This window comes from Ruegeria sp. YTSC192, from assembly GCF_059609705.1.
In genome coordinates, this window is the sequence record NZ_JBXWMG010000003.1 from 322,098 (window position 1) to 337,373 (window position 15,276).

The window sequence follows — 15,276 nt, forward strand, 5'->3', positions numbered from 1 at the left end:
AGGTATCGCCGCACCGCGCGATACGATGCGGAAATGGAGGCTGAATTGTATTTCGAACAGGTGCGGTTGCAGGACAAAAACATGTCCGTCAGCCTACTGAACTACGGCGCAATCACTCAAGGGTGGTGGATACATGATACGCCGCTGATCCTCGGCTATGACGATCCTCAAGCCTATCTGAACGACCCCTACTACCAAGGGGCAATTGTCGGGCGGGTGGCGAACCGGATCAAGGACGCAGGCTTTGATCTTGCAGGTACGCGATACCGGCTGGACCCGAACGAGGGCGCCAACACTCTGCACGGGGGGGACGAGAGCCTGTCTCGCCAAATCTGGACACTGCAGCAGCTCTCGGATCGTGAGGCGGTGATGACGTACCTTTCCCCCGACGGCGAAGGCGGCTTTCCGGGCGAGGTCAGGTTCGAGCTGCGCGTCTCGCTCAGTTTTCCCAAGCTGACCTATGCCATCACGGCCCAGCCGGACCGGCCAACGCCGATCAGCATCGCGCAGCATAACTACTACACGCTTGGCAGTCCTGCAGGCGTTGAGGATTTCAGCCTGCAGGTGCATGCCGGGCATGTGCTGGAGACCGATGCCCAAGGTGTGCCAACCGGCAAGCTGCAAGACGTAAAGAACACTGGGCTGGATTTCAGGCAGCCGTGCCGCCCTGGCAAAAACGTCGATCATTTCTACGTGTTCGACAGAGACCGCGACGCACAACAGCCAATCGCCGCGATTGACGCCGCAAATGGGCTGGGACTGCAAGTGTTCTCTGATCAGGCTGGGGCGCAGCTCTACTCTGCTGGGTCTCTGGGGGTACCGTTTCACGCAAGCGCTGGTCTGTGTGTTGAGCCATCGGGCTTTCCCAACGCGCCCAACATCAGCGCGTTTCCCAGAATGGTTTTTTCGCCTGAGCGGCCCTATCATCAGACACTTACACTCAAACTCACAGGGGTCCAGACATGAGGGCATTCGCTGCGATTGGAATGATGGGATTGGCCTCAGCCGCACAGGCGCTAGAGCTTGGCCCACCTCCCGAATTCGCGGAACCTGATCTGGCCGTTGTCGAGTTGGGGCAGTTGCTGTTTTACGATCCGATCCTGTCGGGAAATCGAAACATCAGCTGCGGGTCGTGTCACCATCCACGTCTGGGCACGTCTGATGGGTTGTCGCTGGGCGTGGGTGAGGGCGGCATCGGGCTGGGCGTGACACGGGCGATGGACCCCGAAAATCGACCAGAACAGCGCATTCCCCGCAACTCTCCGGCCTTGTGGAACCTTGGCGCGGATGAGTTCACGGTATTCTTCCATGACGGGCGGCTCGAGGCCGACCCAAGCCGACCCAACGGCATCCGCACTCCACTTGGTACCCATATGCGGCCGGGGTTCAAATCCGCCCTTGCGGCGCAGGCGATGTTTCCGGTGCTGTCGCCGGACGAGATGGCCGGGCATTACTCCGAGAATGAAATCAGCAAAGCGGTGCGTCTGGGTCTGTTGACGCAAGAGGGCGGGGCGTGGGACCTGATCGCCGCGCGTGTCGCTGCTATTCCCGAATATCAGGCGCAGTTCGAAGACGCTCTGCCGGGCGAGGAGATCACCTTTACGACGATTGCCAACGTCATTGCTGAATTCATTGCCTTCGAGTGGCGGGCCGACAACAGCCTGTTTGATCAGGCGATGCGCGGAGAGGCCGAGCTGCCGCCTGAGGCGCAGGCTGGGTTGGATCTGTTTTATGGTGAGGCGGGGTGTAGCGCCTGCCATTCGGGATGGCTCCAGACAGACCATGGGTTCCACGCTATCGCGATGCCTCAGATCGGGCCGGGCAAGGGCGCGCGGTTTGAAAGTCATGTCCGTGATGATGGTCGTATGCGGGTGACTGGCGAGGCCGAGGATGCCTTTGCCTTTCGCACACCGTCATTGCGCAACGTGACCTTGACCGCCCCTTATGGTCACAGCGGAGCCTATGCCGAGCTAGAGGATGTGGTGCGTCACCACCTTGATCCGCTAGGGTCGTTGCAACGCTATTCGCTGGAACAGGCCCGACTGCCCGCGTTTCCGGGCGCAGATGATCAGCGGGCTTTGGGTGAAACGACCAAAGCAATCGCCGCCGCCAACAGTCTTGAGCCGGTCGCCTTGAGCGACGATGAGGTCAACGCGATCCTTAGCTTTCTGAACACCCTTGAAGATCCGGCCCTGAGGCTTGGTGTTCCCGAAACCGTTCCCAGCGGCTTGCCCGTAGATCAGTGATGCAAGCGGATGATCTGGTTGGCGTCATGCGCCTGCCAATCGCTTGTGGAGCCATCCGGCCAGATCATCCGCAGCTCGACTGCCTCGGCCGATCCCAAGCCGAAATGGTGCAGGCCTGACGTCCCGCCAGCATGGCCACCGCCAATGGTGATCTCGCGGGTTTGCAGGCCGGAGGGCGTTCGCATCTCGATAAACCCGCCCACCGCAGCACGGTTGGAGGTATTGTGCGAGACATCAACCAACACCCAATTTCCGGCGTTGCTTGTATTCTGGTGAACCTCCAGCGGCGCGCCCCGGTTGACGACCACAAGATCCAAGTGGCCATCATTGTTCAGATCGACCAAAGCGCCGCCGCGCGACTTGGCCATCGAAGCCACACCCGCCTCGGCAGCGGCTTCGACAAAGGAGCCATCAGGCTGTTGCAGCATCAAGTTATTTGGGTCGTTTAAAGCCGCGACAGGCATCTGTTCGACATTGCCTTTAGTCACAAAAATATCGTCTAGCCCGTCGTTGTTGGCGTCTCCGAATTGCGCATGCCATCCGGTCGAAGGTCGCCCATCGCCGCCGACATGCGGTCTGTGCGCGGTGGTGCCTTTCTCATAGGTTGCATCGCGCCAGGTGGGGCTGTCGTCGGAGGGGTCAAATACCTGAAACTTCTGGTCGCCCATCGACGTCAGGTAGACATCAGAGAACCCGTCCCCCGTGAGATCGCGCGAAGCGATCCCCATTCCCCAGATCGAGTAGGGCAGCCATCCGTCGTCCTCGGTGTAAAGCCGCGGTTCAGCCTCCATCTCCCAGAGCTGCTCCTGCCCGCCGCGCACATAGTAGTGGCGATCATTGCTGACCCGCAGGTCCGCCCGACCCGTGCGCGCCCAGTCGGAAAACAGGATCGACAAAGAGCAATAGCCCGGCTCCAACGGCTTCGGTTCGCCGTATCCTGATCCTTGAGGGCGATAGAAGAGCGTCGGACCGCAGGTCTCGAACGGCCCCTCAGGATCAAAACGGTCGACATAGGTTCCGAAGGCCAGCGTTGGTAGCGTCTGGCCTTCTTCCCAAGTGGCCGAGAAACCGGTGGTCCAATGATCATCTGACTGGAAATTCAGATCGGAAAAAGGGGCAAACTGGCAGTCGGGCTGGCCTTGCAGCAGAAGGTCTGCACCGACCCTCAGAACCGCCAGATCCTGAAAGCCGTCGCCGTCGATATCCAGTGGATAGGCCCCGGTCACACCGGTCAGGGAAAGGGCCTCTGGCGTGTTGACGCGGAAAGACAAATCACCGTCCGAGGTGTTGCGGAACAGCTGTGACGGGTTTGACCCACCCGCTGCGAAGAGGTCGGGCAGGCTGTCGCCATTGCAGTCGAACACCGCCACGCCACCGCCCACGAAATGTTCCCACCCGCCGTCATAGACATGTTCGGCAACCGCGATCTGTTGAAAGCTTGGCACGGGCTGATCAGCCGCAACAGCTGTGGCGCTTGCCAGTAGAAGGACGCATTCACGATGCATGGGTCGGCATCTCGCGTATCTTCAGGGTCGACACCTGTTCGATGGCATAGGCAATGGCGCCCTTGGCCCACATGGTATCATCCCACTGGTTGACCTTGATGTCGGGCAGAGGGGCATCCACGTGGACGACCCCTTCGCGTATCCGCTCCATCACGCTGTCGGAATAGAGGTGCTGAAAGCTGATCTGACTGCCCGAGATGATGATGCATTCGGGGTCGAACAGGTTGATCAGGTTCGAAACGCCCATGCCGAATATCTGACCGGCGTGATCAAGCACGGCCAATGCATGTTGATCGCCAGACGTTGCGCGATCATGCAGATCGGCAATGGTGATCTGTTCGCGACCCTGATCGGCAATCATCGCCTCTCGGATCAGGGCGTACTCCCCGACATAAGCCTCGAGACACCCGCGCTGGCCACACTGGCAAAGCGCACCATCCAGTTGCACCTTGGTATGGCCAAATTCGGCCCCGCACCCGCGCTCACCCCGATAAAGCTTACCGTTCAGGACGATTCCAAGCCCGACCCCATGTTCTATTGTTATGACAAGAAAGTTCCGCAACCCTTTGCCGAGGCCAAACAATTGCTCAGCCTTTGCAACAAGGTTGGCGTCATTTTCAATGAAAACCGGGCAGTCCAGCGCGTCCATGAGGAGCGGCCCCAGAGCGACGTTCCGCTCGGAAAGGGAAGAGGACCAATGCACAAAGTTATGCTCGGCATCAACAAGACCGGCAATACCGACAGAGACGCCCATGATATCTGCAAGTGGCACAGATGCAGAAGCGCAGGCGCTTTCCAAGGCCTTGCGAATGGTATTGGCGAAGGTGTGCGGCGACATGCGCGCGTCGACCAGCGGGTATTTGATCGACGCAATCTCGGTCCCTTCGAAATCCGCAATCAGAACCGAAATGTACTGACGTGCCACCTTGAAGCCCGCAATCAGCAACGACCCACCATTCAGTTTCAGTAGAACGCGCGGCCTGCCTCGTCGCGCAGATTTTGACTGAGGTTCGCCTTCGGTTTCGATGATCAGGCCGGCGGAAAGAAGGTCAGCCGTTGCGGTTGTGACCGTGGCCGGGCTGGTCTGCAAGGCCCCTGCAATATCTATACGCGAGATCGCCCCCTTGCGGCGGATTTGTTCCAGCACGCGCAGCCGTGTTACGTTCCTCTGCTCGGTAGAGATAGAAGAAGCTTTGTTTTTCAGCATCTTGCCCTCGCGATTCTCGTCTTGGCTTTCACTTTAGTCAGGTAGTTGTGTTAGCGATAGCATAAATATTTTGTCGACTGAAATAAATATGCTAGTGATGTAGGTGAAGTCCTCGAATCAAATTGCAGGGACTCACCAAACGGGAGGAAAGCATGAAAAAATTCCTAAGCATTTCAGTCGCGGCTGCTCTGATGAGCACGGCTGCATTCGCTGAGACAGTCGTTGGCGTCAGCTGGTCGAATTTTCAGGAAGAGCGTTGGAAGACTGATGAGGCCGCAATCAAATCCGCGCTTGAGGCGGGTGGAGCCGAGTATATCTCGGCCGATGCACAATCGTCTTCTGCCAAGCAGCTGTCGGACATTGAAAGCCTGATCGCGCAGGGCGTGGACGCGCTGATCATCCTCGCGCAGGACTCGCAGGCCATTGGCCCGGCTGTTCAGGCCGCCGCGGACGAGGGTATCCCGGTTATCGCATATGACCGCCTGATTGAAGACGACCGCGCATTCTACCTGACCTTTGACAACGTCGAAGTTGGCCGCATGCAGGCCCGCGCGGTGTTCGAAGCGATGCCCAAGGGCAACTACGTCATGATCAAGGGCTCTCCGACCGACCCGAACGCGGACTTCCTGCGCGGCGGTCAGCAAGAGATCATTCAGGCCGCTGTCGACAGCGGTGACGTTGTGATCGTTGGCGAAGCTTATACCGATGGCTGGCTGCCCGCGAACGCGCAACGCAACATGGAGCAGATCCTGACGGCGAACGAAAACAATGTGGACGCCGTGGTCGCCTCGAACGACGGTACTGCTGGTGGTGTTGTTGCTGCGCTGACGGCGCAGGGCATGGAAGGTATCCCGGTCTCGGGTCAGGACGGTGATCATGCCGCGCTGAACCGTGTCGCACTGGGCACCCAAACCGTGTCTGTCTGGAAAGACGCGCGTGAGCTGGGCAAAGCCGCAGGTGAGATCGCAGTCGCGCTGAGCGGCGGTACTGCTGCCGGGGATGTTGAAGGCGCGGTCAGCTGGACGTCGCCCGGTGGTACCGAGATGAATTCGGTCTTCCTTGCACCGGTTCCGGTGACGAAAGACAACCTCTCGGTTGTTGTGGATGCAGGCTGGATTCCGTTGGAAGACCTGTGTCAGGGCGTGGAAAACGGCCCGGCCCCCTGTAACTAAGAACACATAATTCCCGGCCTGCACAGGCGGGCCGGGATCCCAATCGCTGAACATGAAAGATCGGATATGACCGAAACTTCGTCTCAGCCGGTACCCCACAAAAGCAAGCAAAACCTGTTCCAGCAGCTTGAGCTGGACATGCGGCTATTGGGTATGATCGGCGCGTTTATCGTCCTTTGCATCGGGTTCAATATCTTCACGGATGGGCGGTTCCTGACCCCTCGCAACCTGTTCAACCTGTCCATTCAGACCGTATCGGTTGCGATCATGGCCTGTGGCATGGTGTTCATCATCGTGATGCGCCACATCGACCTTTCTGTTGGCGCCTTGCTGGCGACAACATCCGCCGTGATGGCCATGACCCAGACCGAGCTTTTGCCAAATATGCTGGGCATGGGCCTGAACAACCCCGCAACCTGGGCGATCACGCTGGTTGTTGGGCTTGCGGTTGGCACCCTTATCGGGGCCTTTCAAGGCTGGATGATCGGATACCTGACAATTCCAGCCTTCATCGTAACGCTCGGAGGGTTTCTGGTTTGGCGAAACGTCGCCTGGTACATGACCGATGGTCAAACCATCGGACCGCTGGACAGCACGTTCCTGATGTTTGGCGGCACAAACGGAACGCTTGGCACCACGACGAGCCTTCTGTTCGGCCTTGCCGCGACAGGTGCTGCGATCTGGGCGCTCTGGAGCGCGCGCCGATCCAAGGCCGCGCATGGGTTCCCGGTCAAACCGGTCTGGGCAGAAACCACGCTGGCCGGGATCATCGGCATCGCGATCATGGGCTATGTCTTCATCGTCAACAGCTACGCCATCCCGACCCGCCGGCTCGAGCGTATGTTCGAAGCGCGCGGCGAGATCATGCCCGAGGGTCTGGTCGTCGGCTACGGCATCCCGATCTCGGTTCTGATCCTGATCCTCGTGGCCGTCACACTGACCGTCGTGGCCCGCAAGACCCGGTTCGGACGCTATATCTTTGCAACCGGCGGCAATCCCGACGCGGCGGAGCTTTCCGGCATCAACACGCGCATGATGACCGTCAAGATCTTTGCCTTGATGGGTTTCCTGTGCGCACTGTCTGCCGTTGTGGCTTCGGCCCGTCTGGCCAACCACTCGAACGATATCGGCACGCTGGATGAGCTTCGTGTTATCGCGGCGGCCGTGATCGGTGGAACAGCCCTGTCCGGTGGTCTGGGGACGATCTATGGCGCGATCCTGGGTGCCCTGATCATGCAGGCACTACAATCGGGCATGGCCATGGTCGGTGTGGATGCACCGTTCCAGAACATCGTCGTCGGCGCTGTCCTCGTCCTGGCTGTCTATATCGACATCGTCTATCGCAAACGTTTGGGGGCGAAATGATGCAAGCTGAAGAAACGCAGAACACTAACTCGGGTCGCGGCTCAGGCCAGCCGCCTCTGGTCGAAATGAACGACATCTCGATTTCCTTCGGGGGTATCAAGGCGGTAGATCACGTGTCGGTCGACCTCTACCCCGGCGAAGTTGTGGGCCTGCTGGGCCACAACGGGGCAGGAAAGTCGACGCTGATCAAGGTGCTGTCCGGCGCCTACCAGATGGACAGCGGTGAGATCCGGATCGACGGTGAAAAGGTCGAGATCAACAACCCTCGGGACGCGCGGGCCAACAATATCGAGACGATCTATCAGACGCTCGCTTTGGCCGATAACCTCGATGCCAGCTCAAACCTGTTTCTGGGGCGCGAGATGGTGACACCCATGGGTTTGGTCAACGACGCCGCGATGGAGGCCGAGTGCCGCAAGATCATGGGGCAGCTGAACCCGAACTTTCAAAAGTTCAATGATCCGGTCTCGGCCCTGTCCGGCGGTCAGCGCCAGTCGGTTGCGATTGCCCGGGCGGTTTATTTCAACGCGCGTATCCTGATCATGGATGAACCCACAGCCGCGTTGGGCCCGCATGAGACCCAGATGGTTGCGGAACTGATCCAGAAGCTCAAGGCGCAGGGGATCGGGATTTTCCTGATCGACCATGATGTGCATGCTGTAATGGAGCTGTGCGATCGGGCCTCGGTCATGAAGAACGGTCAATTGGTCGGAACCGTCGACATCCCCGATGTCACCGATGATGACCTGCTGTCGATGATCATTCTGGGCAAAAAGCCTGGCGAAAAGGCTGAGTGAGGGAAGACAATGGCGCGTGGTTTCTTTCAAGAGATCGAAAAGATCCGGTACGAGGGCGAAGACAGCAAGAACCCGCTCGCCTTTTGTCACTACAATCCGGACGAGGTCGTCATGGGCAAACGCATGGAGGATCACCTGCGTTTCGCCGTCGCGTGGTGGCACTCATTCGCATGGGAAGGGGGCGACCCGTTTGGTGGCCCGACGCTCGAACGCCCCTGGCATCCGCAGGATGATATGGGCCGGGCCAAGTTGAAAGCCGACATCGCGTTCGAGATGTTCGACATTCTTGGCCAGCCCTATTTCTGCTGGCATGATGCGGATATCAGACCCGAACAGGGCAACTATGCGGATAACCTGCGAACTCTGGAAGAGATCACCGACTATATCGGTGAGAAGATGCAGGTCTCGGGCACCAAGCTGCTTTGGGGAACCGCCAATATGTTCAGCCATCGCCGCTGGATGGGTGGGGCCAGCACGAACCCTGATCCGGACGTGTTTGCCTTTGCCGCTGCCACGGTGAAATCCTGCATCGATGCGACCCACAAGCTGGGTGGTGAGAACTACGTGCTGTGGGGCGGGCGTGAAGGCTATGAGACGCTCCTCAACACCGATATGGGGGCTGAGCTTGATCACATGGGCCGGTTCCTGAACATGGTGGTCGAGTACAAGCACAAGATCGGCTTCAAGGGCGCCATTCTGGTCGAACCCAAGCCACAGGAGCCGTCCAAGCATCAGTATGATTACGACGCCGCCACTTGCATCGGCTTCCTTCGCAAGTACGGCCTTGAAGATGAGGTCAAACTGAACCTCGAACAGGGGCACGCCATTCTGGCCGGTCACAGCTTTGAGCATGAGATCGCGACTGCGACGGCTGAAGGCATGCTGGGTTCCATCGACATGAACCGCAACGACTATCAGTCGGGTTGGGATACGGACCAGTTCCCCAACAACACGCCCGAGGTCGCCTTGGCCTACTATCACATCCTGAAGGCCGGAGGCTTCACCACGGGCGGTACCAATTTCGACGCGAAAATTCGGCGTCAGTCGATCGACGCCGAGGATCTGATCGCCGCGCATGTGGGTGGTATGGATATCTGCGCGCGCGGTTTGAAAGCGGCCGCCGCCATGATCGAAGATGGCGGGCTGGAGGCCGCGCTGGAGGAGAGATACGCGGGCTGGTCGACAGAAGCCGCGCAATCCATGCTGTCCTCTGGTCTGGATGAGATCACGGCCCGTGTACTGGCCGAGGAAATCAACCCTCAGCCTCGATCCGGTCGGCAGGAAATTCTGGAAAACTACGTCAACCGGTTCGTCTAATCAGTCAGGTTTGGGCGGCTCGCGCCGCAATTCTATCAAAGGCCCGCTGCACGACCCGAATGCGCGGGCCTTTTTTTGGTTAGTCACTCTGAGCGACCTGTTGATGAACCTCGATCACGTTGCCCTCGGGGTCTTGAAAGAAGACCTGATGCCATTCTTTCGCGAAGGTGGTGCCGTAGTCGGAATAGGGGATGCCGCGTTCGTCCAGTAGTTTTAAGAACGCAGGAAGGTCATCGGTACGAAAGGCGATATGGCCGCGTTCCACCGGGTTGATGACCTGACCGTTTTTGAAGGCGACGTCAAAGGCGCGTTCGGCCAGATGCATCTGCATGTGGCCCTCGGTTGCAAAGCGGATCTTGCCGTCATAACCGCTGTCCTTGCCGGCCTCGGTCCGTGGGAAATTGTCCTGCGGGATGTCATCCAGCCCTAGCACGTTGGTGTAGAAATCGTGCATGCGATCAACATCATCGGCGACGAAGTTGATGTGATGGAATTCCAGTTTCATGCTCTGCCCTTGCCCTGAACATTCGGTGTCTCAGGACCTCTAGCATGTCGGTTGGTTTCTGTGGATGACAAATTGGCAAGGCGACCCCTTTGCGCGGGGTCGCCCGTTTGTTTATTCGAAGTTGTAGGGCACGCCAGCCTGATTGATGACACTGTTATACTCTTGGAAGATGCCGATGATCTTCTGGTGGACTTCGCCTTCCTGAGCAATCTCGTCCCAGAACTCCTTGGCCGCGTTCTCCACCTCGGCCCATTCGCTGGGCGGAACTGAGCGCAGCTCCAGCTTGTCACCATTGGCCCGCAACGCCGCTTCGCCACCCCAGTACCACTGGTTCCGATAAGTGTGCCCGGCTTCGATCCCGGCCATCACGACGGATTTCAGGTGATCCGGCAGCTCGTTCCAACGCTCTTGGTTGGCGAACCACGATCCGATCCATGCGCCCGAGATGTTGTTGGTCAGGAAGTAGTCGGTCACATCAGCCCAACCGACCGTGTAGTCCTCGGTAATGCCGGACCATGCCATGCCATCCAGCTCACCCGTCTGAACGGCCACTTCGGCGTCTTCATAAGGGATGTTCACCGGAACCACGCCGAACTTGGCAAGGAAGCGACCAGCGGTCGGGAAGGTATAGAGCTTCAACCCATCCAGATCAGCGACCGAGGTGATCTCTTTCTTGGTGTTGAAGTTGCACGGGTCCTGACCAGCGGCAGACAGCCATTGCACACCGACTTTGGCATATTCGTCCCGCCAGATATCAGCCAGACCGTACTGGTTGAACAGGACAGGAACGTCGAGGATGTGCTTGGTTGCAAAGGGGAAATATCCTCCGAACACGCGCAGCGGCGTGGGCGACGCCATCGAGTCATCGTCCGAATGCACCCCGTCGATGGTGCCGCGCTGAAGCGCCTGGAACAGCTCTCCGGTGGGGACGATCTGATCGGCATAGAACAGCTCGATCTCAAGCTCGCCATTGGCGTTGGCGTTGATGTAATCGATGGCCGGTTTGGTCACATGTTCACCCAGCGCACCCCCTGCGTAGGTCTGAAAGCGCCATTTGATCGGGGCCTGCGCTTTGACGATTGCCGGCGCTGCCAGTGTCGCAGGCGCGGCCAAAGCTGCAGTGCGTAAAAATCTGCGTCTTGTTGTTGTCATTGTCTTCCTCTCCTGTGCTTTTTGTTACAATCGAACCGGTTTTCCCGGCTTCTCTTTTTCTTATGCTCAGTTTCCGTAGACGATGCCCGGAAGCCACAATGCAATGTCGGGGAAGGCCATCACCAATCCCAGTGCCACAGCCATCACGCAGACAAACGGGATGATTGAGCGGTAAATGTCTTTGATCGTTACCTCAGGCGGGGCCATGGCCCGCATCAGGAACAGGTTATACCCGAAAGGCGGTGTCATATAAGCGATCTGGCAGGTGATCGTGTAGAGCACACCGTACCAGATCAGGTCAAACCCAAGCGCGCCGACCAGCGGCACGTAAAGGGGCGCGACGATGACCAGCATGGCCGTGTCATCAAGGAATGTTCCCATGAGCAGAAAGCTCAACTGCATCAGGATCAGGATGATCCACGGGTTCAGGCCGAGTTGAACGGTAAACAAATTCTCAATTGCTTTGACCGCGCCTAGACCGTCGAAGACAGCCCCGAATGCGAGGGCGGCGAGGATGATCCACATGAACATGCAGGTGATGCCCAGCGTCTGCTTGATCGAGGTTTCAAAGACCTGCCATGTCATGCGCCGCTTCAGAACGGCCGCCAGAAAGGCCGCAATGGCACCAAGGGCCGAACTTTCCACCAGGGACGTCCAGCCATTGACAAAGGGCACCATCATCACCGCGAAGATGCCCAGAGGCAGCAGGCCAGCGCCCAGCAGACGCATCTTTTCGCCCCATGTGACCTCTGCGCGTTCCTCCGCGCTCATCACCGGGCCGAGTGCAGGATTTATGCGACAGCGGATGGCGATGTAGATGATGAACATCGTGGCCATCATCAAGCCGGGGATCACGCCGGCCAGCCAGAGTTGCCCGACGGGTTGACGCGCGATCATGGCATAGAGGACCAGCACGACCGAGGGTGGCACCAGAATGCCCAAAGACGATCCGGCCTGTATCACGCCGGTGACCATCAGCTTGTCATAGTTGCGGCGTAGCAGCTCGGGTAGGGCGATGGTGGCTCCGATCGCCATACCAGCCACAGACAAGCCGTTCATTGCCGAGATCAGAACCATCAGGCCGATGGTCCCGATGGCCAGCCCGCCGGACAGCCCACCCATCCAGACGTGGAACATCCGATAGAGGTCATCGGCAATCCGGGATTCGGACAGGATGTAACCCATGAAAATGAACATCGGCAGGGTCAGAAGGGGATACCAGCGCATCACCTTGATCGCCGCCGCAAAGCCAAGATCGTATCCTCCGCGGTCACCCCACAGGAAAAAGGCGGCGATCACTGCGACAAAGCCAATCGCGCCAAAGACCCGCTGGCCCGTCAGCAACATCAGCATCATGGTCGAGAACATGAGCGCGGCAATCAGTTCGTAGCTCACCCGCGATGCCCTCCTTCAAGGTCTTCCGGGGCCATGTGGACGGGCTCATCATCCTTTTTGCCCATGTCAAAGCCTTTCAGGCGCAGGATGTCCTTGAACAGTTCGGATATCGCCTGAAGCAGCATCAGAAAAATGCCGATGACCATGATGGTCTTGATCGGCCAGATGTAGGGCCGCCAAACCGAGGAGGAGCGTTCCCCGCCATATTGGAACGAATACATCAAGCTGTCCCAGCCACCCCACAGCAGAAAGCCGAGGTAGGTGATCAGAAACAACACGGTAAGCGCGTCGATCTGGCTTTTCTTACGATCCGTCCACTCGCCATAGAGCAGATCCATCCTAACATTCGCGCCCATCTGCATCGCGTAAGGCCCGCCCAGCATGTAATAGGCCACCATCGCGAATTGGGCCATTTCCAGCGTCCAAAGCGATGGCACGAAGAACGTCTTGGAAACCGAGGAATACAGCAGGATCGCCATCATTACGAAGATGCCATACATGATCACGCGACCCAGCATCCGGTTGGCGCGGTCGATGAACCGCACATAAGTCATCATGGGTCCGGTCACGAGAGGCAGACTTTCAGGCGTTTGGGGTCATCAGACCGAACGCAACTATGCCAAGAGCGATGCTGACAGCAGCGCGCGATCCGGGCAATGCATTGGTTTGATTCAGTGTTTTGGCTCACGCTGGTATCAGAACGAGATGGGTGGATTCTGTCAAGCACGGCTTCGGTTCAAAGTTCGCAAAACCCGTTTCGGTGGTGATTTTGCAGAAACTGCCTGCCTTTTGGGCCAAACGAAACAGTTGACGCTGCGCTGCCATCTGAGAAGGTGACGGAACCCAAGCGCCGTCGCAGAGCAGGTAAGACATGGCCAATCAATCCCAAGGCGAAGCCGTTTTCCTGAGTGGAAGCCTGATGCGACATGTCACGCGCATGTCTTTGACGACAAGCATTGGCCTGATGGCGATCTTTGCGGTCGATTTCGTCGACATGGTGTTCATCTCGATGCTTGGGAATGACGCGTTGGCCGCCGCAGTGGGATATGCGGGAACGCTGCTGTTTTTCACCAATGCGATCAATATCGGCCTGTCAATCTCGGCCGGAGCGCTAACGGCACGGGCCTTGGGGGCAGGGCGGCCGGAGGAAGCGCGGACATATGCCTCCAGCGTGGCAACGCTGGGTCTTTGCGTCGGGCTGATAACGCCGGTGTTGGTGCTTTGGAACCTAAGCGCACTGTTGTCTCTATTGGGGGCCGAGGGCGATGTGCTGAAACTTGCAGCACGCTATGTCTCGATCATTTTGCCGACCATGTGGGTGATGGCGATTGCCATGGTGGCCATGGCGGTTCTGCGGGCGCATGGGGATGCAAGGCGATCCATGATGGCCACCATCTATGGCGGTGTGGTGAATGCGGTTCTCGACCCGATCCTGATCTTCGCGGTTGGTTTGGGGCTGGACGGCGCGGCGATTGCATCGGTGCTGGCGCGGATCTGCATGCTGGCCGCTGCGCTTTGGCCTGCCCTGCGCGTTCATCAAGGCTTCGCCCGCCCATCGCTGCGACAGGTCGCAACCGATCTGAAACCGGTCCGCGCCATCGCGATCCCGGCGGTGCTGACCAATGTGGCGACACCGATCGGCAATGCCATCGTCGTGCGTGAAATCGCCGAGTATGGAACGGATGCTGTGGCCGGAATGGCGGTAATCGGGCGGCTTTTACCCGTGGCGTTCTCGGTCATCTTTGCGCTATCGGGCGCAATCGGCCCCATCATCGGTCAGAACTTCGGGGCCGAGCAGTTCACCCGCGTGCGCGAGGCCTTTCTGTCAGGTATCAAATTCACCGCGATCTACGTTCTTGGGATGGCGGCGGTCCTGTTTATGCTGCGCGCACCAATCGCGGATCTGTTCGCCGCCGAGGGCGAGACGCGCGTGCTGATTTACCTGTTCTGCGGACCACTGGCGCTAGCGTCGTTCTTCAACGGGGTCATCTTCGTCGCCAATGCCAGCTTCAACAACCTGGGCCATCCGGTCTATTCCACATGGATCAACTGGGGCCGCCACACCGTGGGCACCTGGGTCTTTGCCTCGATCGGGTCAACGCTGGCCGGGGCGTCCGGAGTTCTTTTGGGGCAGGCTTTCGGAGGCATCATCTTCGCCGTGATCAGCTGGATACTGGTTGGCCGCGTTGTATCGGGGCTGGAACGCTCGCAGGCGATCGACCCGTTTGTCAGCCAGAACCGTCTGCATTCCCTGTTCGGCCGTCGCGGGTGGTAGCACCCGGCGCCTGTGCCGGGTGACCATGGCCTCTGGTTTGACGATCTGATTGTGATCGTGGTGGTCGACAGGCACGACACGCTCGCGGAGGCTAAGGGTGCAGGAACAAAGGGTTGCCCGAGTGTTTTGCGCGAATAGACCAGTGGCAATAACTACTGAAAAGGCGCCGACAGAAGTCAAAAGAAAGAAGCATCAAAGATGAAGAAGCTTCAAACCATACCCAGTACTTCAGATTTTATGCCAGATTTTGAGTGCCAGTGAAGTGGTAGCCCGTAGGGGAATCGAACCCCTCTTTCCAGGTTGAAAACCTGGCGTCCTAACCGATAGACGAACGGGCCAC

At 58.5% G+C, this 15,276-nt stretch carries 13 protein-coding genes and 1 tRNA gene; 7 read left to right on the forward strand and 7 right to left on the reverse strand.

What is annotated here, in order from left to right; genetic code table 11:
* Positions 1-33 precede the first annotated feature (33 nt).
* On the forward strand, positions 34-966 hold the full coding sequence (locus tag AC2FD8_RS07095) for an aldose epimerase family protein (RefSeq protein WP_496854851.1): 933 nt from the start codon (positions 34-36) through the stop codon (positions 964-966).
* Entirely contained in the window at positions 963-2,246 is a 1,284-nt protein-coding gene (locus AC2FD8_RS07100; protein WP_496854853.1) for a cytochrome-c peroxidase, read from the forward strand. The genes AC2FD8_RS07095 and AC2FD8_RS07100 overlap by 4 nt, the downstream gene beginning before the upstream one ends.
* On the opposite strand, the gene AC2FD8_RS07105 is transcribed toward AC2FD8_RS07100, so the two are convergent.
* Positions 2,240-3,751 carry a CRTAC1 family protein gene (locus AC2FD8_RS07105; protein ID WP_496854855.1) on the reverse strand — a complete coding sequence of 504 codons (1,512 nt, stop codon included), beginning with the start codon at positions 3,749-3,751 and terminating at the stop codon, positions 2,240-2,242. The genes AC2FD8_RS07100 and AC2FD8_RS07105 overlap by 7 nt on opposite strands.
* Positions 3,741-4,958 (reverse strand): ROK family transcriptional regulator, encoded by a 1,218-nt coding sequence (locus tag AC2FD8_RS07110; protein ID WP_496854857.1) that lies wholly within the window; start codon positions 4,956-4,958, stop codon positions 3,741-3,743. The genes AC2FD8_RS07105 and AC2FD8_RS07110 overlap by 11 nt, the downstream gene beginning before the upstream one ends.
* 152 nt (positions 4,959-5,110) lie before the next feature.
* On the opposite strand from AC2FD8_RS07110, the gene xylF reads away from it, so the two are divergent.
* The 4 genes from xylF (at position 5,111) to xylA (ending at position 9,609) form a co-directional block, all read left to right on the forward strand.
* Positions 5,111-6,130, forward strand: coding sequence for a D-xylose ABC transporter substrate-binding protein (gene xylF, locus AC2FD8_RS07115; RefSeq protein ID WP_496854859.1), 1,020 nt, complete (start codon positions 5,111-5,113; stop codon positions 6,128-6,130).
* 66 nt (positions 6,131-6,196) lie between these two features.
* Entirely contained in the window at positions 6,197-7,495 is a 1,299-nt protein-coding gene (locus tag AC2FD8_RS07120) for a sugar ABC transporter permease (RefSeq protein WP_496854861.1), read from the forward strand.
* Positions 7,495-8,292 (forward strand): ATP-binding cassette domain-containing protein, encoded by a 798-nt coding sequence (locus AC2FD8_RS07125; RefSeq protein WP_496854880.1) that lies wholly within the window; start codon positions 7,495-7,497, stop codon positions 8,290-8,292. Before AC2FD8_RS07120 ends, AC2FD8_RS07125 begins: the two co-directional genes overlap by 1 nt.
* 9 nt (positions 8,293-8,301) lie before the next feature.
* A complete protein-coding gene (gene xylA, locus AC2FD8_RS07130; protein ID WP_496854863.1) occupies positions 8,302-9,609 on the forward strand; it encodes a xylose isomerase in 1,308 nt (435 codons plus the stop codon).
* A 79-nt stretch (positions 9,610-9,688) separates the two neighbouring features.
* On the opposite strand, the gene AC2FD8_RS07135 is transcribed toward xylA, so the two are convergent.
* From AC2FD8_RS07135 to AC2FD8_RS07150, 4 genes are all read right to left on the reverse strand, one after another.
* Positions 9,689-10,114, reverse strand: a complete 426-nt coding sequence (locus tag AC2FD8_RS07135; protein ID WP_496854864.1) for a VOC family protein — start codon at positions 10,112-10,114, stop codon at positions 9,689-9,691.
* A gap of 111 nt (positions 10,115-10,225) precedes the next feature.
* Positions 10,226-11,266 carry a TRAP transporter substrate-binding protein gene (locus AC2FD8_RS07140; protein ID WP_496854866.1) on the reverse strand — a complete coding sequence of 347 codons (1,041 nt, stop codon included), beginning with the start codon at positions 11,264-11,266 and terminating at the stop codon, positions 10,226-10,228.
* A 66-nt stretch (positions 11,267-11,332) separates the two neighbouring features.
* Complete coding sequence (locus tag AC2FD8_RS07145; RefSeq protein WP_170677494.1) at positions 11,333-12,661, reverse strand: TRAP transporter large permease; 1,329 nt, start codon at positions 12,659-12,661, stop codon at positions 11,333-11,335.
* Complete coding sequence (locus AC2FD8_RS07150; protein ID WP_496854868.1) at positions 12,658-13,218, reverse strand: TRAP transporter small permease subunit; 561 nt, start codon at positions 13,216-13,218, stop codon at positions 12,658-12,660. Before AC2FD8_RS07150 ends, AC2FD8_RS07145 begins: the two co-directional genes overlap by 4 nt.
* A gap of 314 nt (positions 13,219-13,532) precedes the next feature.
* Between AC2FD8_RS07150 and AC2FD8_RS07155 the strand changes: the two genes are divergently transcribed.
* Positions 13,533-14,936 carry an MATE family efflux transporter gene (locus AC2FD8_RS07155; protein WP_496854870.1) on the forward strand — a complete coding sequence of 468 codons (1,404 nt, stop codon included), beginning with the start codon at positions 13,533-13,535 and terminating at the stop codon, positions 14,934-14,936.
* A gap of 263 nt (positions 14,937-15,199) precedes the next feature.
* Here AC2FD8_RS07155 and AC2FD8_RS07160 read toward each other — a convergent pair.
* A tRNA-Glu gene (locus AC2FD8_RS07160) sits at positions 15,200-15,274 on the reverse strand.
* Between the last annotated feature and the right edge of the window lie 2 nt (positions 15,275-15,276).

Coding starts and splice junctions, on each gene's coding strand:
- AC2FD8_RS07095 (WP_496854851.1), top strand. CDS start 34: ATGGAGGCTGAATTGTATTTCGAACAGGTGCGGTTGCAGGACAAAAAC.
- AC2FD8_RS07100 (WP_496854853.1), top strand. CDS start 963: ATGAGGGCATTCGCTGCGATTGGAATGATGGGATTGGCCTCAGCCGCA.
- AC2FD8_RS07105 (WP_496854855.1), bottom strand. CDS start 3,751: ATGCATCGTGAATGCGTCCTTCTACTGGCAAGCGCCACAGCTGTTGCG.
- AC2FD8_RS07110 (WP_496854857.1), bottom strand. CDS start 4,958: ATGCTGAAAAACAAAGCTTCTTCTATCTCTACCGAGCAGAGGAACGTA.
- xylF (WP_496854859.1), top strand. CDS start 5,111: ATGAAAAAATTCCTAAGCATTTCAGTCGCGGCTGCTCTGATGAGCACG.
- AC2FD8_RS07120 (WP_496854861.1), top strand. CDS start 6,197: ATGACCGAAACTTCGTCTCAGCCGGTACCCCACAAAAGCAAGCAAAAC.
- AC2FD8_RS07125 (WP_496854880.1), top strand. CDS start 7,495: ATGCAAGCTGAAGAAACGCAGAACACTAACTCGGGTCGCGGCTCAGGC.
- xylA (WP_496854863.1), top strand. CDS start 8,302: ATGGCGCGTGGTTTCTTTCAAGAGATCGAAAAGATCCGGTACGAGGGC.
- AC2FD8_RS07135 (WP_496854864.1), bottom strand. CDS start 10,114: ATGAAACTGGAATTCCATCACATCAACTTCGTCGCCGATGATGTTGAT.
- AC2FD8_RS07140 (WP_496854866.1), bottom strand. CDS start 11,266: ATGACAACAACAAGACGCAGATTTTTACGCACTGCAGCTTTGGCCGCG.
- AC2FD8_RS07150 (WP_496854868.1), bottom strand. CDS start 13,218: ATGATGACTTATGTGCGGTTCATCGACCGCGCCAACCGGATGCTGGGT.
- AC2FD8_RS07155 (WP_496854870.1), top strand. CDS start 13,533: ATGGCCAATCAATCCCAAGGCGAAGCCGTTTTCCTGAGTGGAAGCCTG.